Origin of the sequence: Seonamhaeicola sediminis (assembly GCF_004358095.2) — a bacterium.
Lineage (GTDB): Bacteria > Bacteroidota > Bacteroidia > Flavobacteriales > Flavobacteriaceae > Seonamhaeicola > Seonamhaeicola sediminis.
On the sequence record NZ_SMZJ02000013.1, the window covers coordinates 32,971 to 51,494 of the forward strand.

Here is an 18,524-nt window from a genome sequence, read left to right on the forward strand (position 1 = left end):
AGAATCCACATTAATTAAACTTATATGGAAGGCTTTAAAATAGACTACATTGAAATCATAGGTTTAATAGCTGCAGTTTTAACCACCACTGCCTTTTTGCCACAGGTATATAAAACCTGGAAAACTAAAGATGTAGAATCTTTTTCACTGCCTATGTTTCTTATCTTTTTTATCGGGATTCTTTTTTGGCTCATCTATGGTGTTTTGGTAAAAAGTATTGCCATGATTTTAGCAAATTCCATAACCGTCATTTCTTCGTTTTTACTGCTCTACTTCAAGATAAAATACGGCAAACGATAAGAATTTGCTTAAAATTTAATCGTCTACCCAATCTTATTTTCTATAAAATAAAGCGCAATAGACCTACCGTAAATGGGTCTGTTTAATCATATCTAAACGAAACGTTAAATTTGATATTAAATATTAAAATATTTGATTTTTATTAAATTGATTACAAAACTTTTATTATAAATTTGAAACTGTTTTTAAAAAATGACTTTAAAATTATAACAATATGAAAATTGGTGTTCCTATTGAAATCAAAAATAACGAGAATCGTGTTGGTATGACACCTTCAGGCGTGTTTGAATTAACTAAAAGAAACCATACTGTTTTTGTGCAAAAGGATGCCGGTTTTGGTAGCGGTTTTTTTAATCAGGATTATATAAAAGCAGGCGCAACCATACTTGATACTATTGAGGATGTATATGCTGCTGCCGAAATGATTATTAAAGTTAAGGAACCCATTGAAAAGGAATACACTTTAATAAAATCACACCATACAGTATTTACTTACTTTCATTTTGCTTCAAGCGAAGCTTTAACGAAGGCTATGATTAAAAGTAAAGCAGTTTGTATTGCATATGAAACTGTAGAGGCTGAAGATGGATCTTTACCCTTGTTAATTCCAATGTCTGAAGTAGCTGGAAGGATGTCTATTCAACAAGGGGCTAAATACTTAGAAAAACCCATAAAGGGTCGGGGTATTCTTTTAGGCGGCGTGCCTGGGGTGCCACCGGCAAAAGTCTTGGTTTTAGGAGCTGGCGTTGTTGGATATCAAGCAGCTAAAATGGCTGCTGGTTTAGGTGCTTATGTTATTATAATGGACATTAATATGAAGGCTTTGCGCTATGTAAGTGACTCCATGCCCAATAATGTTATCAGTGAATTTTCTAGTGAGTATAATATAAGAAAGCATATAAAAGATGCCGATTTAATTATAGGTGGTGTATTGATTAAGGGAGCCAAAGCCCCTAAATTAATAACTAAGGACATGCTAAAAGAGATGCGACCAGGAACAGTTATTGTTGATGTAGCTGTTGACCAAGGAGGGTGTTTTGAAACTACGCGACCAACAACCCATCAAGAGCCAACCTATATTATTGATGATGTGGTACATTACTCTGTTGCCAATATGCCAGGGGCTGTTCCTTACACCTCTACTATGGCTTTAACTAACGTAACATTACCATATGTTATAAAATTGGCTAATGAAGGATGGGAAAAAGCTTGCGAAAACAATGCGCCTCTAGGAAGAGGCTTAAATATTGTAAAAGGAAAAATTGTATATAAAGAAATTGCCGAAGCCTTCGATTTGGAATTTGAAATGGCTTAGGTAGTAGTTGAGTAGATTAATAGCTAAAAGACTCTGGTAATTTATTTATCAGAGTCTTTTTTTGTTATAAGAAATTGGGGCTGTCTGGACAAACGGGGGTCGAGACCTAAATTATGATATCTAATTTTGAAAACCTCTCGACTAAGTTCGAGGTGACAGCGCAGGATAAACTTCACAAGTTAAAATTTGTTAAATGATTATTTTTTTAATCTGACAAAGTTTCAAAAGTTATAACATGGTGCAATTATTGCTATATTTACTTTGTAATTAAAAATTGAAAGTATGATTGGATATTATATACTAATTGGAGGTATAGCCATAGTAAGTTGGGCGGTGAGTAATACATTAAAACGAAAGTTTGATAAGTATTCAAAAACACCATTACGAAATGGTATGAGTGGTGCAGAAATAGCACAAAAAATGCTAACGGACCATGGAATTTATGATGTAGAGGTTATTTCAACCCCCGGAAAATTAACAGACCACTATAACCCAAAGAATAAAACAGTTAACTTAAGTGAAGCTGTGTATCATCAACGTAATGCTGCAGCGGCAGCAGTAGCTGCACATGAGTGTGGTCATGCTGTGCAACATGCACAAGCTTATAGTTGGTTACAAATGCGTTCTACCTTAGTTCCTGTGGTGAGCGTAAGCTCAGGAATGTCACAGTGGTTAATTATTGGAGGTCTAGTTCTAGGTGGAGCTGCCGGATTAGGTTTAGGCTGGTGGGTTGCCGTAGCTGGATTGGTTATGATGGGGTTTGCAACATTGTTCAGCTTTATCACCCTCCCAGTTGAGTATGATGCTAGTAACAGAGCATTGGCTTGGTTAAAAAACAAAAACATGGTGTCTCAAGAAGAATATAAAGGTTCTGAAGAGGCACTTAAATGGGCTGCTAGAACGTATTTAGTAGCTGCCATTGGGGCACTAGCAAACTTGTTATATTGGGCGCTTCAAGTTTTTGGAAGAGATTAATTTTTACAAATGATATTACCTAAAAAGCTCTGAAGTTTCAGGGCTTTTTTGTTTATTTAGGCAACATTTTCATTTTATGAATAATCCATTAGAATATTATAAAAAACACCTTGAAGAGTATCAAGATAAGGCTAAAACTTGTCTTAGAAGAATGACAACTTTAAGCTTGTTACGCTTGTTGGTTTTTGGATTAACAGTTTTTGGTATTTATCTAAGCTTCAACATTTGGCAGCTCGCAGTAGCCATAGCAATTGTTGGTGCTGTAGTGTTTGTGAGGTTACTGTCTAGATATACCGATATTAAACAAAAAAAAGCCTTTAACGAGGCACTTGTTAAAATAAATGAAGACGAACTAAAAATAGTTACTGGTGATTTTCATGATAGAGATAAAGGCTTACAGTTTCAAGACCCTAATCATTTTTACAGTTTAGATATTGATTTGTTTGGAAGAGGTTCCTTTTTTCAATTTATAAACCGAACCAATATAAAGGAAGGCTCAGAAACATTAGCTAATCTTTTAAAAGCCAATAATATTGAAGATATCCCCAGAAGGCAAAAAGCTATAAAAGAACTTTCTGGTAAACCTAAATGGCGCCAACATTATTTAGCTACGGCTAGTTTGGTTCAGATAGAGACACCTGCCAAAGAGATTGTAAGTTGGTTGAAAAATTACCAAATATTTTTACCAAAAATGATGCAATGGTTGCCTATTGCTTTTACCATTGCCACTATTATTTTACTTGGGTTAATTTTAACCAATTTTATAGATATCTCCTTTATTGGATATTGGTTGTTAGTCGGATTAGTCATTACAGGGCGCTATGTTAAAAAGATAAATTTATTGTCTATTCATACTGATAAGGTTAAGGATACTTTTAGGCAATATGCCCAATTATTAAAGTTGATTGAAGAAGAGAATTTCTCGTCAGCACTTTTAATAGAAAAACAGTGTCAAATTAAATCTGAAACTAAAGAAGCTTCCACTATTTTTAAAGAACTTTCTAGAGCCTTAGATGCACTCGATAACAGAAATAATATCATAGGTGCTATTTTTGGCAATGGTTATTTTTTAACTGACATTAAAAACAGCTATTGGATAGAGAAATGGATTGAGAATTATGCCGATAAAGTAGAGGATTGGTTTGAAGTAGTGTCGTTTTTCGATGCTTATAATTCATTAGCAAACTATGCCTATAATCATCCAGAATTTATTTATCCTGAAATTTTGGATAACGATTCAGTTATCAATGCTAAAAATTTAGGACATCCACTATTAGATAAAACCAAACGTATAGACAGCGATTTAAAAATTGACAACGAACAATTCTTTATAGTTACCGGCGCTAATATGGCAGGTAAAAGTACTTTTTTAAGAACGGTGTCTCTACATATTGTAATGGCCAATGTAGGGCTGCCAATTTGTACCAAAGAAAGTCAATATTCTCCCGTTAAACTAATAACAAGTATGCGAACTACAGATTCTTTAACCGATGATAGTTCGTATTTTTTTTCAGAATTAACACGCCTGAAATTTATAGTAGATACCATTGCTAAAGAACCTTATTTTATTGTCTTAGATGAAATTTTAAAAGGCACTAATAGCACAGATAAAGCTATAGGTTCTAAGAAATTTGTTGAGAAGCTAGTAGCATCAAATGCTACAGGTATTATAGCTACGCATGATTTGAGTTTGTGTGAGATTGAAGATGAATTAGAAGATGTAAAGAACTATTATTTTGATGCTGAAATTATTAATGACGAACTCCATTTTGATTATAGATTGAAAAAAGGGATTTGCCAAAATATGAATGCATCCTTTCTACTTAAAAAGATGGATATTGTTTAGTTAATATTGTAAATTTCTTATTTTGAAAGAGCAAAAGGTATATAATGTTACAATCGTTGGCGGAGGCATTGTTGGTGTTGCTTCGGCATATAAACTGCAGTTAAAATATCCATCCTTAAAAATATTGCTTATTGAAAAAGAAAATGAGTTAGCGGCACACCAAACAGGCAATAATTCTGGAGTCATTCATTCAGGGTTGTACTATAAACCGGGTTCTGCCAAAGCTAAGAATTGTGTAGACGGTAGACATCAACTGGTGGCCTTTGCAAAAAAACATAAAGTAAAACATGATGTTTGTGGTAAAGTGGTGGCTGCAGTTGATAAAAGCGAATTGCTTTTTTTAGATAAAATTTTTAATAACGGCTTAGCTAATAATACAGAAGGCATTGAAAAAATAAATGGCAACCAATTAAAAGACATTGAGCCCTCTGTTGAAAGTATTGCTGGTATTTGGGTACCTTGTACAGGAATCATAGATTTTAAAGGCGCCACTAATACTATGGCAGATTTGTTAAAAGCCAAACAACCAGAGAGTGATATTATTTTAGGTGAAGAAGTTATAGCTTACAAACATGATGGTGAGACAACCAAAGTCATGACTTCTAAAAATACATATACTACAAAACACATGATTTTTTGCGGTGGCTTACAAGCAGACCGATTAGCAAAAAAAGATAATGTTAGTTTAAAAGAACGGGTTGTAAGCTTTAGGGGAGATTATTATAATTTAACTGATGACGCTAAATCTAAGGTAAGAAACTTGATTTACCCTGTACCTAATCCAGCGTTTCCTTTTTTAGGGGTGCATTTTACTAGAATGGTAAATGGCGATGTAGAATGTGGGCCAAATGCTGTCTTAACTTTTAAGCGGGAAGGTTACGGTAAAACCGATTTTAATTTTAAAGATACGCTAAATGCTTTATCTTACTCAGGAACCTGGAACTTACTCAAAAATCACACAAGTTTTGCTATTAATGAATACCGAAGAGCCTTTTCAAAAAGGAGGTTTTTAAAAACCTTACAAAGACTAATTCCGTCTTTAACCATGAATGATATAGAACCCGGAAGAGCAGGTGTTAGAGCCATGTTGTTAAAAGAAGATGGTTCTATGCAAGACGATTTTAGAATAGAATATAAAGATAAAAGTATTCACGTGCTTAATGCCCCCTCTCCTGCTGCAACTGCTTGTTTAGCTATTGGAGATAGGATTTGCGAAATGGCTACAAATTATTTTGGTTTAGAGTAAAAATTAACTCTATAGTGATATAAAAATCTATACCTTTTTAATCACATTGGTAACAATACCCCAAATAACAAAGCTGTTTTCTGATGTTACTTTAATTACAGGATAATCTGGGTTTTCTGGCTGTAGCCAAACTTCATTGTTTTGAACTTTTAGTCTTTTTACGGTAAACTCACCATCTAAAAAGCATACAGCAATTTTATTGTTTTCAGGTTCAAGGCTTCTATCTATTACCAACAAATCATGATCATCCAACCCTGCTCCAATCATAGATTGTCCACTTACACGAGCAAAAAATGTAGCTTCTTTATTTTTAATAAGTTCTCTGTCTAATGACAACCGCTGTTCTTTAAAATCTTCGGCAGGAGACGGGAATCCTGCTGAAATTCCGGCATCGAAAAATAAAGCTCCAAGTGAGTCGTTTGCGTCCTCGGGCGTAAAAAATGTTAAGTTTTCAGATTTGTGTAGTATCATTTTACTTTAATAATATCATTAATGTTTGTAGTATATCTGGGTGATAAGCGTTCTTGTCGCATTTTCCAGGTGCGTTCTAGGTCTTGATTGGCTATTTTAATTTTATAATCGCCATATTTAGTGTTTAGTTTATCGATAGATTTCATTAAAGGTTGGTGTTTGGGGTTTTCTTTTTCGAATATATTAAGCTGAAAATTGTCAGTTGGCACCAAACCAGACACTACAACACCTGCTCTTTTATATTTAATGCCCTTTTTGAAAATAGAACTTACTGCTTTAATAGCCTCATTACCAATAACCAACGATGAATTAGTAGGATATGGTAAATTAACTACGGTACTACCACGGTGTTGTTCTAAATCTTTTTTATGCCTATCACTGCTTAGCATCACATAAATAACATAACAGCTTGAGCCTTGTTTGCGTAATTTTTCAGCGCAATTTGAAGCAAAAGTTGAAATGCGTTCTTTTATATAATTTAAATCATCATAGGTATAATCAAAACTACGCGTGGTGGCAATAGCCCGTTTGGTTTTTATTTCGTCTAGCTTTAATGTTGGAATACCTTCCAAATCTTTTTTTAGTTTAAAACCTGTTGTACCAAAGCTTTTTCGTACCCAGGTGTCCGATAGGTTTACAAAATCAATGGCCTTCACGCACCCCCTAGCTTTTAAACGTTTTTGTAATCCTCTGCCAATACCCCAAACATCTTCCAATTTAATCCATTGTAAAGCTTTCAGGCGCTTTTCTTCAGAATCAATCACATAAACCCCTTTTGTTTCTTTCGGAAATTTACGTGCTATTTTATTGGCTACTTTACTAAGCGCTTTAGTAGGAGCAATACCAACACAGGTAGGTATCCCAGTCCATTTTAAAATACGTTGTCGCATTAGGATTCCGTAGTCATCAAAATTAAGATAATCAAGGCCTTTAAATGCAACAAAAGCTTCATCAATACTATACACTTCAACGTCAGGTGTGAATTGTTCTAGTATTTTCATCACCCGATTGCTCATATCTCCGTAGAGCGGGTAATTAGAAGAAAGCACATAAATATTGTTTGCCTTACAGAAACTGTCCCATTTAAAAATAGGTGCTCCCATAGGTAAATTTAGTGCTTTAGCTTCGTCACTTCGTGAGATAACACAGCCGTCGTTATTTGAAAGAATAGCGACAGGTTTTCCTTGTAAATTAGGGTTAAATACACGTTCGCAAGAAGCATAGAAATTATTACAATCTACTAGTGCAAACATACCTTGTAAAGATACAAGAAAATGATGTGAAAACGAATAGGTTTTCTATTTCATAAAACAACAAACAGATTCTATTAACTAAAACAAACGATGTTTAAAGAAGTTCTGTTAGATTCTAGATTACTGATTAAATTGATACATAAACTTTTAAAAAGTAACCCCTTCAATAGTTTTAAAATTTAAAATGGCTTTACTATCAGAAAGTAAAGACACGTAATGACAAACTGCCAATAATCGGTTGTATAAACTTTCATTATTAAAATCAATCGTTTTTGGCAATCGCTCTAAAATCAGCACATCATAATTAGAAGCTTTTCCTTCAAAACTATTATTTACGGCATTGGTGTAAACTCCTAACAGTTTATTAATAATTTGGTAGCCTGCAATTTCTTTATCAATGACTTCTTCTGATTGATAAATTTTATCAATGCTAATTTTTATAATGTCTTTAATTTGAGCCTCATATTTACTTTTATCTAACAGCGCACAATCAAAAGTACCGTTTAAAATAGCTTCTTCATTTGTCATAAAAATATCTACAGATTCATCAATAAGAGTTCCAATAGCTAGGGCTCTCAAATAGCCAATGCGTTCTTGTTTGCTGGATAAATTGTAATAATTTTTAGGAATAATGGTGTTACGTATAATTTTAGATAAATACTCTAGAGCAAACTCCTCTTCAATAAGTCCGAGGTTAATACCGTCTTCGAAATCTATGATGGTATAGCAGATATCATCAGCCGCCTCTACCAAAAAAGTTAAAGGGTGACGTGAATAACTAATATTTGATTTGCTTCGCTGTAAAAGCCCTAAATCTTTGGCTACATTGTTAAATAAGTCTTTTTCAGATTGAAAAAAACCGTATTTCTTATCGGCAATATGAGACGATGGTTTTTTAGGTAGTGATTCTTTAGGGTACTTCATGAAAGCACCTAAAGTAGCATAACTTAATCTAAGATTCTTTTGGGTTATAATTTTAAATCCGTTAGCGTTACCCTCAAAATCACATAAATCCTGATACTCTTTATCTGTTAATTGATTTTTGTATTTAGAACCTCCTCCTGTTTTAAAAAATTCGCCAATAGCCTTTTCTCCAGAATGACCAAATGGTGGGTTTCCTATATCATGAGCTAAAGCTGCTGCGGCCACAATAGCTCCAAAATCGTTTACTTGATATCCATGCACTTCTTTTAAGTGCGGATATTTTTCTAGTAATTTCTTCCCTACTTTTCGGCCTAAAGAGCGCCCTACAACACTCACCTCTAAACTATGCGTTAAACGCGTATGCACAAAATCTGTTTGAGAAAGTGGGATGACTTGGGTTTTATCCTGTAGGCTTCTAAACTCTGTTGAAAAAATAATTCTATCATAATCAACTTCAAAACCTACTCGAGTTTCATCTTGCTCTTTTCGTAACCGTTTATTGGTATCGCCAGAGCGTTTTAAGGAGAGTAATTGTTCCCAATTCATAGTTGTAATTTAAAGCCTTGGCAAGATAAATAAATTCAATAAAACGAAAACCAAAATTCTCTTAACATTAAAGTAACCTAAAAATGAAATAGCATTAACAATTTAGTAACATTAAAAACTGGATTATATCGGTTCTTTGCAGAAATAATTATCCGTTTTAAAATGAAACAACTAATAGTATTATTTTTCATCCTTTTTTCAGCAAGCTTGTTTGCCCAAAATACAGGTTTAGTTGTTGGAAAGATATTGGATAAAGAAATGGATAACACTCCTTTAGCATTTGCAAATGTTTCTGTTAAAGGAAGCTCATTAAAAGCTACTTCTGACTTCTCGGGCATGTTTCTTCTAGAAAACTTACAAGACGGAGAATATACCTTGGTTTGTAATTTTCCAGGGTATGAACCTAAGGAGATTAATATTGTAGTTGATTCTGCTGAACCCACCGAAATTAAGTTAGCTTTAGGTGCTTTTATGTTACCATCTCAAATGGAAACTGCCTCAATTGAGAGCCCTTCTGAAAAGAAAGCGCTTAAGCAAACCACTACTTCCCTAAATTAAGTTTAGTTTTTCCTAAATCAAATCATAGCACTTTTTGGCAGTAACTAGCCAAAAAGTTTCTATCCTCTAACTAGATGTTAAAAATTATTCGTTTTAAGAATATTTTTAATGTTAAGAAATTGTTTAGAACAGATTACATGAACTCTCATTTCGTAACGTTAACATAACCCTTTTATTACTGTACTTTAATCTCTAGATAACACGGTATTTACATAATGTGCATTTCTTTGCAGCATAAAATTGAAAAAAGAATTATCTAAAATTTAATACAATGAAAAAAATATTTTTAACACTTTTAGTTGCATCTACTTTAGTATTTACAGGATGTTTTAAAGATGATGACACACCTATTATAATAGAAGAAATTACTATTATAAATGAAGGAGGAGGAAACACTCCAACAGGCACACCTGTGGTTGTAAAAGCAGGAGGTATTGCCTTAGATGAAACTTGGACAAGTGATAATATTTACGAATTAGACAGAAGAGTTGTAGTACAAGATGGTGTTACTTTAACCATAGAGGCTGGTACTATAATTAAAGGTAGAGCTGGAACTGGATCTTTAGCATCTGCATTGATTGTTGCAAGAGGCGGAAAAATAAATGCTGTTGGTACAGCGGCAGCTCCAATTATTTTCACTTCTACAAGTGATAATATTGATGCTGGAGAAACTGCAGGTACTAACCTAAACCAAGATAACAGAGGTCTTTGGGGCGGTTTAATCATTCTTGGTAATGCGCCTTGTTCTTTAAAAGGAGATTTAGAAGAAGCTCAAATAGAAGGAATACCTGCTGATGACACTTTCGGTTTATATGGAGGTAACGATGCTGCTGATAATTCTGGTAGATTAGAATATGTTTCTATTCGTCATGGAGGTGCTTTAATTGGTGAAGGTAACGAAATCAATGGTTTAACACTGGGTGGAGTTGGTTCTGGCACCGTTATAAACAACGTTGAAGTTGTTGCCAACGTAGATGATGGTATCGAGTTTTTTGGTGGAACTGTTAATGCTTCTAACTTATTAGTTTGGGCACAAGGAGATGATGCTATCGATATCGATCAAGCTTACTCTGGTACCATTGATAACGCTGTGGTTGTTTTAGGCTCAGCTTCAGACCATGCTTTTGAAATTGATGGTCCAGAAGGAAGTACTCCAAACGGAAGTGAAGGTTCATTTACATTAACTAATGCTACTATTATTGGTAATGCCGACACAAGTAACGGTGAGTATGCTGACTACAGAAGTAAAGCAAGAGGTACTACTACCAATATTTTTGCCAAAGGTTTTCCAGCAGGTAAAGATGTAGAGTTAGATAATAATGGTGTATCTCAAAACTTCCTTGATGGATTAATAACTTTTGCTAACTGGCAAATTGTAGGTTTTGATAACAGCATTTTTGTTGAAAAAGTAGGTTGTGCTCAAAACTGTGATGATACAGATGAAGGTAATGATATTGATGAAGAGAAAATTATCTTAAACCCAGACTTTACTACAAGAGCAGCAGCATGGGCTACTCAAGTAAACGACGGTGCACAAACTGTGGGTGCAAATACCACAAACCTTAGCTGGACATATGCTAATGCCGCTGGAGGTTTAGGCTTCTAATTCAAACAAAAAGAATTTCAATTCAAAAAAGTACTTCTGCCTTTTTATTTGGCAGAAGTACATAAATAATTTATATGAAAAATATTTATGTACTTCTCTTACTATTATTTGGTTCTGTTTTAGCAGCGTCCTCTCAAACTGGAACCCTTGCTGGAAATATCCTTGATGGCGAGTACAACAACGAGCCCATGGCCTTTGCCAACGTAATAGTAAAAGGAACAACTATTGGTACAACATCAGATTTTGATGGAAAGTACCAATTAGATTTAGATGCTGGTACTTACACCATTATTTTCTCATTTGTAGGTTATCAAACCAAAGAAATTAGTGGGGTAGTTATAAAAAATGGTCAGGTTATAGATTTAGATGTTACCTTAACATCAAACTCATTAGATGAAGTTGTTATTACAACCAGCATTAAACGAAACACTGAAAGTGCTGTACTAGACATTCAAAAGAAGTCTGCTACACTTTTAGATGGGTTATCTGCTCAAAGCATAAAGTCCAGTGGAGCCAGTAATTTAGCTAGTGCTGTAAAAAGCGTTCCCGGAGTTTCTGTTGTTGGTGGCAAATATGTGTACGTTAGAGGTTTAGGAGACCGCTATACAAAATCTACCTTAAACGGTGTGGATATTCCAGGTTTAGACCCTGATAGAAATACCATACAGATGGATATTTTCCCTACTAATATTTTAGATAATATTATAGTGGTAAAATCGGCAGCAGCTGAGTATCCAGCAGATTTTACGGGAGGTGTTGTAGATATTGTTACTAAAGATTTTCCAACAAAATTTGAGGCTTCAATTTCCCTAGGAACGGGCTACAACCCCGATATGCATTTTAATGATAACTTTCTTATTGGAACTGGAAGCGATACTGATTTTTGGGGATATGATGATGGTACCAGAAACTTACAAATAAATAGATATCAGCCTGTACCTGGAAGATTTGAAAACCGTGGACTTTTAACCTCTTTAACCGGACGTTTTGATGGCGAGCTAAGAGCTAAACAGCAAACAAGTAATCCTAATTTTGATTTCGGATTTACGCTAGGTAATCAATTTGAAGTTGGCGATGATAAGTTTGGTTATCAAGCTTCATTCTCCTACAAAAACTCAACGACTTTTTACGAAAACCGCGTTGATGGCGCGTTCTCTATAGATGCTAATAATCCGTCTAATACAGAACTTGTAATAGACAGAATTTCTGAAGGTAGTGAAGGTATTAATAACATATTGCTTAACGGTCTTGTTGGTTTAACCTATAAAAGCCAAAAATCAAAATACAAGGTTAATGTTTTACACATTCAAAATGGTGAGTCTGCAGGTGGCTTCTTTGACCAACTTATAGCTCAAGGAGGTTCTGGTTCTGGTTCTGGTTTTGAGCCCTTAACAAAAGATGCTATTACCTATACCGAACGTTCTGTTTCTAATATTTTAGTAAGTGGAAATCATTCTTTTGGAGCTCAAAACGACTGGGATTTTGATTGGAAATTTTCGCCAACATTTGCTAAAGTTTATGATAAAGACCACAGAGTAACGCCTTTACAAGAGGCTGATAACGGTGAGTTTTTTATATCACCTTCGGCTGCAACCTTCCCTATTCGTATTTGGAGATGGTTACAAGAAGAAAACTGGGCATCTAAGTTTGATTTTAGTAAAAAGTATGAATTAGGAGGCAGGCCTGCAAAAGTTAAATTTGGTGGTGGTTATACCTATAAGTTTAGAGACTTTAGTATAGACGATTATACCTTTAACAATAATGGTGCAGAAGTAGTAGATGGTAACCCAAACAATTTACTTGCACCAGAAAATATTTGGAGTAGAGATAATAGTGTTAATGGTACATTCTTAATTTCTGGAGATATTTTTAACCCAGGTGATGCCTATGAAGGCGAACAAAATATTGCAGCCACTTATATCTCAAACGAGTTTAATGTTAGCGAAAAACTAAAAGCTATTTTAGGGTTGCGTGCAGAGGTATTCACATCCTACTATACAGGAAGAAACAATACAACAGGAGATGATTTTCTGAGATTTAAAGTTCTTGATCAGCATGATTTATTTCCATCAGCCAACCTTATTTATGCTATAGGAGAAGAATCAAACATAAGAACATCTTACTACAAAACAACCGCACGTCCTTCGTTTAAAGAAGCATCGTTTGTACAGATATTTGACCCTATTACAGATAGATTGTTTATTGGAAACATTAACTTGAATCCTACCTATGTTGATAATTTCGATTTAAGGTTTGAGCGCTTTGGTGAAGCAGGACAAATGTTTGCTATTAGTGGTTTTTATAAAAAGTTTGAAGACCCAATTGAAAAATCTTTCTTCGCATCAGCGCCTACACAACTTACAGTAGCTAACTTAGGAAGTGCTGATGTGTACGGTGCAGAAATTGAGTTTAGACAAAATCTTGGTTTCATTACTGATGGCTTAAGAAACCTAAAGTTCTCATTAAATGCCTCTGTAACAGAGTCTGAGTTAACCATGTCTGAAGGAGAGTTTTTCTCAAGATCTCAAAATGCCAGAACGGGAGAAACTATAGAAAGAAAACGTAACCTACAAGGACAATCGCCTTTCTTAATCAATACAAGCTTAAACTACACAAATTCTGACCTTGGATTACAAACAGGTTTATTCTTTAACATGCAAGGTAAAACTTTGGAAGTTGTTGGTTTAGGTGGTGTTCCAGATGTATTTACCTTACCTTTTGAAAGTTTAAACTTTACATTAAACAAGGCTTTTGGAGAAAACAAAAAATCTTCAATAGATATTAAAATATCAAATATTTTGGGTGCCGAGGTAGAAAGTGTTTATCAATCCTTTCAAGCAGAGGATAGAATTTTTTCTTTAAGACAACCTGGAACAGAATTCTCTATAGGTTACTCTTATAAGTTCTAATACTACTAAATTTTAGATAACAAAAAAGCTCCCATTTGGGAGCTTTTTTGTTATTAAATAAATTTTTAGCTATATGGTGTTCTCTTTATTAGCTTTAGTGACTTTGGTCATTTTAGAATCTACATAATCAACCTCATTGGCTTCACCGTCAACCCAAAACGTCCATTTTCCAACTTTCTTACCATTGTCATAGTTTCCTACTGCTAACTTATTTCCTTCCTTATCAAAACTAGTCCAAGTACCATGTAATTTACCTGCTTTATTAAAAGTGCCTTGTTGCTGAATAGCGCCATCGGCATAAAAATAAGTAGTTTCTATAAGGTCACCTTTTTGCTCATGTGTAACGTTTTTATTTTCTTGAGCAAAAGCCATTAATCCTATAAATAAAATTGCGAGTGTTAAGATATATTTTTTCATAACTGTGGGGTTTTAGTAATTATATATCAAATATACAAATTGCTTAACCTTAAAACAACACTACCTTAACATTAACTTAACACTAAAAATGTAATAACTTGATTTTTAATTACTTATAACTATAAAAAACCTAAAAACTTAACATTGGAAATATTAATAATTAATTAATATTCACGTTACGTTAAGATTAACTGCAACCTTGATATTTGCCATGTCTATTATAGACACCTATCGGTATTTCATATAATTTATTAGTTTTTGTCGACTACATTATCATGATTTCTGATGAGGCTGCCTTTTTAAAGGCAGTCTTTTTTCTTTATAACTTAATCATTTGGAAACATTAAGTTAACATTGGTTTATGTTCTTTGCAGCGACAAAAAACTAATAAATACAATGAAACTTAAAATTACGCTTGTAGCAGTTGCTTTATTTGCTATTACCTTTACATTTGGTCAAGAAATTAGTGATACTTCTTTCGGAAAAGGTCTCATAAACTTTACAGCTAAAGACAGTTCTTTTAGCATAAAATTCGCGCCTAGATTTCAAATGCGCTATATCTCCTCTTGGGACCATGATGGCGATCAATATGGTTCTCCAGAGCATAATTTTATCATAAGACGAGCTCGATTGAAATTTGATGGTTTTGCTTATAGTCCTAAATTAAAATACAAAATAGAGTTGGGGCTTTCTAATAGAGACCTTTCAGGTGGAAATCAATTTACTCGTAACACCCCTCGATATATCTTAGATGCTGTATTAATGTGGCATTTTGCAAAAAATTGGGAATTATGGGCGGGACAGACTAAATTACCTGGAAACGTAGAACGTGTTATATCTTCAGGTGACCTTCAATTGGTAGATCGATCTTTACTTAATAGTCGTTTTACTTTAGATCGGGATATAGGACTTCAACTACGTCATAAGTTTTATTTAGGTAGTGATTTTTTAGTTCGTGAAAAATTGGCTCTTTCGCAAGGTGAAGGTAGAAACGTAACCGAAGGTAATGAAGGAGGTTTGCAATATACGGCACGTTTGGAATTATTACCATTCGGGGCATTTCAATCTAAAGGTGATTATAAGGGATCTGACTTAAAAAGAGAAGAAAAGCCAAAATTATCATTAACATTTACGTATAACTTTAACGAAAATGCCGTTAGAGAAAGAGGGTTTGCTGGAAATTATATGTTTAATAATGATGGTAACTCCTTATACGAAACAGACCAAACTACCATTTTCGCAGATGCGATGTTCAAATATAATGGGTTCTCATTTATGGGAGAATATGCAAAAAGAACAGCAGACCAAGAAGTAGCTACAAACACAGATGGAACTTTAGCAACTGATGAAGATGGAAACCCAACTGGAGATATTGTCTTAACAGGTAATGCTTTGAACTTACAAGCAGGATATTTATTTAAAAACAATATTGAAATAGCAGCTAGATATACGGGTTTAGATTATGAAGCCGTTACAAATGCGCTTCCGGTAAAACAGTATACTTTAGGTTTAAATAAGTTCATACACGGACACAAGCTAAAAGTGCAGAGTGATATCAGTTACACATCTGTAGATGGAAACGACGATAATATTAGGTTTAGATTAGGATTTGATTTCCATTTCTAAAAAATAACGATAACATAACAATATAATCAAGAATAGTCATGATATTTGCAGATATACTACAATTAAACACAATGGATAATATTTATTTGTACATGTTAATTGCCCTAACAATTTTGGCAGTTGCAGATATTGTTGTTGGCGTTAGTAATGATGCCATTAACTTCTTAAACTCGGCTATTGGTTCTAAAGCACTTTCCTTAAGAACCATCATGATTGTTGCTAGTTTGGGTATTTTTATTGGAGCCGTTTATTCAAGTGGACTCATGGAGGTAGCTAGAAAGGGGATTTTTGTTCCAGCACAATTTAGCTTTCATGAAATCATGCTCATTTTTATGACGGTGATGATTACAGATATTCTTCTCTTAGATTTCTTTAACACACTAGGCCTACCAACCTCTACAACAGTTTCTATTGTATTTAACCTCTTAGGAGCTGCCGTAATAATGGCTATTATTAAAGTAGGCGCATCAGACACACAAACCTTTGCTGATTTAGGTACTTATATAAATACTAAAAAGGCTATAGAAATTATAAGTGGTATACTACTCTCTGTAGTTATAGCCTTTAGTATTGGTGCTATTGTGCAGTGGTTTTCTCGTTTAATTTTTACATTTCATTATAATGAAAAAATCAAAAATTTTGGAGGCGTTTTTGGTGGTTTAGCACTTACAGCAATCCTTTATTTCATTTTCATGAAAGGACTTAAAGGAACACCGTATTATAGTGATATGAAAGGAATAATTGAAGGAAATGAATTATATATCATACTCGGAGGTTTTGCTATTTTCACTTTACTATCTTTTGTTTTTCAAAAAATAACTCAAAAAAGTATTTTACTAATAGTTATTGCTGTTGGAACTTTTGGTTTAGCCTTGGCTTTTTCTGGGAATGATTTAGTAAATTTTATTGGAGTACCTATGGCTGCATACCATTCTTATGAAGCTTGGTCTGTTTCTGGTATTGCCGCTACAGAGTTCACTATGGGCGTTCTTGACAAAAAAATGCCAGCAGAACCATTTTTGTTGTTTATTGCAGGAGGAATTATGGTTATTACTTTATGGTTCTCGAAAAAAGCAAAAACTGTTGCCGAAACAGAAATTAGTTTATCCCGTCAGAGTGAAACCCACGAAAAGTTTAAACCAAACCTACTCTCAAGAAGTATTGTTAAAGGGACCACGGCATTGTCAAATGCATTAACTGCAATCATCCCTAAATCAACTCAAGAAAAAGTAAACGCTAGTTTCCAGAAGCCAGATTCTACTATAATTACCAAAGATCAAAGTATAGATGCACCTGCTTTTGATATGATTAGAGCATCTGTAAACTTAATGGTTGCTGGAGTTCTAATTTCTATTGCAACCACTATGAAGTTACCATTGTCAACGACTTATGTAACTTTTATGGTGGCTATGGGAACTTCATTAGCGGATAGGGCTTGGGGTGCTGAAAGTGCTGTGTACAGAGTTGCCGGTGTACTAAACGTTATAGGAGGATGGTTTTTAACAGCGCTTGGTGCCTTTACTGGAGCAGGTATAGTTGTATTCTTAATCAATTGGCATCCAGCTGTAATGACTCCCATATTGTTGTTGCTCACAGTTATTTTATTAGTAAGAAATTATCTTTCCCACAAAAGAAAGTCTTCTCTTTCTAAAGGCGAGGATAGTCTTAAAAGCGCTGAAAGCAGCTCCGTTCAGGGTGTTATCCATGAGAGTGCAACTAATATAGCTAATGTTGTTAAACGTGGAAATAAAATTTACTCTAATGCTATTAATGGTTTAGCAAAACAAGACTTATCGTCACTTAAAAAGAACCAAAAACAAATCACAAAATTATCTCTTGAAGTTGATGAATTAAGAGATAATATCTTCTACTTTATTAAAAATTTAGACGAATCTAGTATTGGCGCAAGTAATTTCTATATTAATATTTTAGGATACTTGCAGGACATGACACAATCATTGGAGTATATCTCCAAGACAAGTCATAAGCACGTAAATAATAACCATAAAAAACTAAAATTCAACCAAATTAAAGAATTAAAAGAGGTTGATGAGGCTATTGAACAATTATTTTTTGACATTAAAAATGCTTTTGATTCACGTTCGTTTGAACAAATAGGAAATATAATTAGCAGAGAGGAAAATGTAGCATCTATTGTATCGGATAAAATTCAAAAACAAGTAGAACGTACACGTAAAGAGGAATCAAGTCCTAAGAATACTACGCTTTATTTTGGACTGCTTTTAGAAACTAAAGATTTATTAAAGGCCACCATGAATCTGTTAGAAGAGTATCACAATGCTCATGATGCGTCTGTTGAACCAGCCAAAATACCGGATAACACCATTATTTCAACTGAATTATTGGAAGAGGAATGATAATTAATAACCTCATGAGTCGTCCTAAAATAGGTTGACCGATTATTGAATAAAATTAGTATTAATATTTGAACCATCAAAAGCTAGCTTTTGATGGTTTTTCTTTGTCCATTTTTTAAGTTTTATGTTCTGCTGTTTATGTGCTTGACTAGGA

General features: G+C 34.0%; 14 protein-coding genes. 10 read left to right on the plus strand and 4 right to left on the minus strand.

Annotated elements, in window-relative coordinates:
* Nucleotides 1-24 precede the first annotated feature (24 nt).
* From E1J38_RS14020 to lhgD, 5 genes are all read left to right on the plus strand, one after another.
* Complete coding sequence (locus E1J38_RS14020) at nt 25-300, plus strand: SemiSWEET family sugar transporter (protein ID WP_186525877.1); 276 nt, start codon at nt 25-27, stop codon at nt 298-300.
* A 214-nt stretch (nt 301-514) separates the two neighbouring features.
* Nucleotides 515-1,615, plus strand: coding sequence for an alanine dehydrogenase (gene ald, locus E1J38_RS14025; protein WP_133357448.1), 1,101 nt, complete (start codon nt 515-517; stop codon nt 1,613-1,615).
* Nucleotides 1,616-1,897: 282 nt separating this feature from the next.
* Entirely contained in the window at nt 1,898-2,590 is a 693-nt protein-coding gene (locus tag E1J38_RS14030) for a zinc metallopeptidase (protein ID WP_133357447.1), read from the plus strand.
* A gap of 76 nt (nt 2,591-2,666) precedes the next feature.
* Nucleotides 2,667-4,436, plus strand: a complete 1,770-nt coding sequence (locus tag E1J38_RS14035) for a MutS-related protein (RefSeq protein WP_133357446.1) — start codon at nt 2,667-2,669, stop codon at nt 4,434-4,436.
* Between the two features lie 22 nt (nt 4,437-4,458).
* Nucleotides 4,459-5,682 (plus strand): L-2-hydroxyglutarate dehydrogenase, encoded by a 1,224-nt coding sequence (lhgD, locus tag E1J38_RS14040; protein WP_133357445.1) that lies wholly within the window; start codon nt 4,459-4,461, stop codon nt 5,680-5,682.
* A 27-nt stretch (nt 5,683-5,709) separates the two neighbouring features.
* Here lhgD and E1J38_RS14045 read toward each other — a convergent pair whose 3' ends face one another.
* The 3 genes from E1J38_RS14045 to dgt form a co-directional block, all read right to left on the minus strand.
* Nucleotides 5,710-6,153, minus strand: a complete 444-nt coding sequence (locus E1J38_RS14045; RefSeq protein ID WP_133357444.1) for a LexA family protein — start codon at nt 6,151-6,153, stop codon at nt 5,710-5,712.
* Nucleotides 6,150-7,406, minus strand: coding sequence for a Y-family DNA polymerase (locus E1J38_RS14050; RefSeq protein ID WP_133357443.1), 1,257 nt, complete (start codon nt 7,404-7,406; stop codon nt 6,150-6,152). Before E1J38_RS14050 ends, E1J38_RS14045 begins: the two co-directional genes overlap by 4 nt.
* A 147-nt stretch (nt 7,407-7,553) precedes the next feature.
* Nucleotides 7,554-8,876, minus strand: coding sequence for a dGTP triphosphohydrolase (gene dgt, locus E1J38_RS14055; RefSeq protein ID WP_133357442.1), 1,323 nt, complete (start codon nt 8,874-8,876; stop codon nt 7,554-7,556).
* 162 nt (nt 8,877-9,038) lie between these two features.
* Between dgt and E1J38_RS14060 the strand changes: the two genes are divergently transcribed.
* The 3 genes from E1J38_RS14060 to E1J38_RS14070 all read left to right on the plus strand — a co-directional run bounded on the left by E1J38_RS14060 (nt 9,039) and on the right by E1J38_RS14070 (nt 13,949).
* Nucleotides 9,039-9,434: a carboxypeptidase-like regulatory domain-containing protein gene (locus E1J38_RS14060; RefSeq protein WP_133357441.1), complete on the plus strand. Its 396-nt coding sequence runs from the start codon at nt 9,039-9,041 to the stop codon at nt 9,432-9,434.
* Between the two features lie 271 nt (nt 9,435-9,705).
* Nucleotides 9,706-11,040, plus strand: a complete 1,335-nt coding sequence (locus E1J38_RS14065; RefSeq protein ID WP_133357440.1) for a beta-helix domain-containing protein — start codon at nt 9,706-9,708, stop codon at nt 11,038-11,040.
* Nucleotides 11,041-11,114: 74 nt separating this feature from the next.
* Nucleotides 11,115-13,949, plus strand: coding sequence for a TonB-dependent receptor (locus E1J38_RS14070; RefSeq protein WP_133357439.1), 2,835 nt, complete (start codon nt 11,115-11,117; stop codon nt 13,947-13,949).
* 69 nt (nt 13,950-14,018) lie between these two features.
* Here E1J38_RS14070 and E1J38_RS14075 read toward each other — a convergent pair whose 3' ends face one another.
* Nucleotides 14,019-14,366: a toxin-antitoxin system YwqK family antitoxin gene (locus tag E1J38_RS14075; protein WP_133357438.1), complete on the minus strand. Its 348-nt coding sequence runs from the start codon at nt 14,364-14,366 to the stop codon at nt 14,019-14,021.
* Nucleotides 14,367-14,762: 396 nt separating this feature from the next.
* Between E1J38_RS14075 and E1J38_RS14080 the strand changes: the two genes are divergently transcribed.
* Both E1J38_RS14080 and E1J38_RS14085 read left to right on the plus strand, forming a co-directional pair.
* Nucleotides 14,763-15,992 carry a porin gene (locus E1J38_RS14080; protein ID WP_133357437.1) on the plus strand — a complete coding sequence of 410 codons (1,230 nt, stop codon included), beginning with the start codon at nt 14,763-14,765 and terminating at the stop codon, nt 15,990-15,992.
* A gap of 71 nt (nt 15,993-16,063) precedes the next feature.
* Nucleotides 16,064-18,370: an inorganic phosphate transporter gene (locus tag E1J38_RS14085; protein WP_133357436.1), complete on the plus strand. Its 2,307-nt coding sequence runs from the start codon at nt 16,064-16,066 to the stop codon at nt 18,368-18,370.
* Nucleotides 18,371-18,524: the final 154 nt, after the last annotated feature.

What these genes read in the sequence shown, in the direction of transcription:
- E1J38_RS14065 (WP_133357440.1), top strand. Translation starts at nt 9,706, where the DNA reads ATGAAAAAAATATTTTTAACACTTTTAGTTGCATCTACTTTAGTATTT.
- ald (WP_133357448.1), top strand. Translation starts at nt 515, where the DNA reads ATGAAAATTGGTGTTCCTATTGAAATCAAAAATAACGAGAATCGTGTT.
- E1J38_RS14080 (WP_133357437.1), top strand. Translation starts at nt 14,763, where the DNA reads ATGAAACTTAAAATTACGCTTGTAGCAGTTGCTTTATTTGCTATTACC.
- E1J38_RS14060 (WP_133357441.1), top strand. Translation starts at nt 9,039, where the DNA reads ATGAAACAACTAATAGTATTATTTTTCATCCTTTTTTCAGCAAGCTTG.
- E1J38_RS14085 (WP_133357436.1), top strand. Translation starts at nt 16,064, where the DNA reads ATGGATAATATTTATTTGTACATGTTAATTGCCCTAACAATTTTGGCA.
- E1J38_RS14045 (WP_133357444.1), bottom strand. Translation starts at nt 6,153, where the DNA reads ATGATACTACACAAATCTGAAAACTTAACATTTTTTACGCCCGAGGAC.
- dgt (WP_133357442.1), bottom strand. Translation starts at nt 8,876, where the DNA reads ATGAATTGGGAACAATTACTCTCCTTAAAACGCTCTGGCGATACCAAT.
- E1J38_RS14050 (WP_133357443.1), bottom strand. Translation starts at nt 7,406, where the DNA reads ATGTTTGCACTAGTAGATTGTAATAATTTCTATGCTTCTTGCGAACGT.
- E1J38_RS14070 (WP_133357439.1), top strand. Translation starts at nt 11,115, where the DNA reads ATGAAAAATATTTATGTACTTCTCTTACTATTATTTGGTTCTGTTTTA.
- E1J38_RS14035 (WP_133357446.1), top strand. Translation starts at nt 2,667, where the DNA reads ATGAATAATCCATTAGAATATTATAAAAAACACCTTGAAGAGTATCAA.
- E1J38_RS14030 (WP_133357447.1), top strand. Translation starts at nt 1,898, where the DNA reads ATGATTGGATATTATATACTAATTGGAGGTATAGCCATAGTAAGTTGG.
- E1J38_RS14075 (WP_133357438.1), bottom strand. Translation starts at nt 14,366, where the DNA reads ATGAAAAAATATATCTTAACACTCGCAATTTTATTTATAGGATTAATG.
- E1J38_RS14020 (WP_186525877.1), top strand. Translation starts at nt 25, where the DNA reads ATGGAAGGCTTTAAAATAGACTACATTGAAATCATAGGTTTAATAGCT.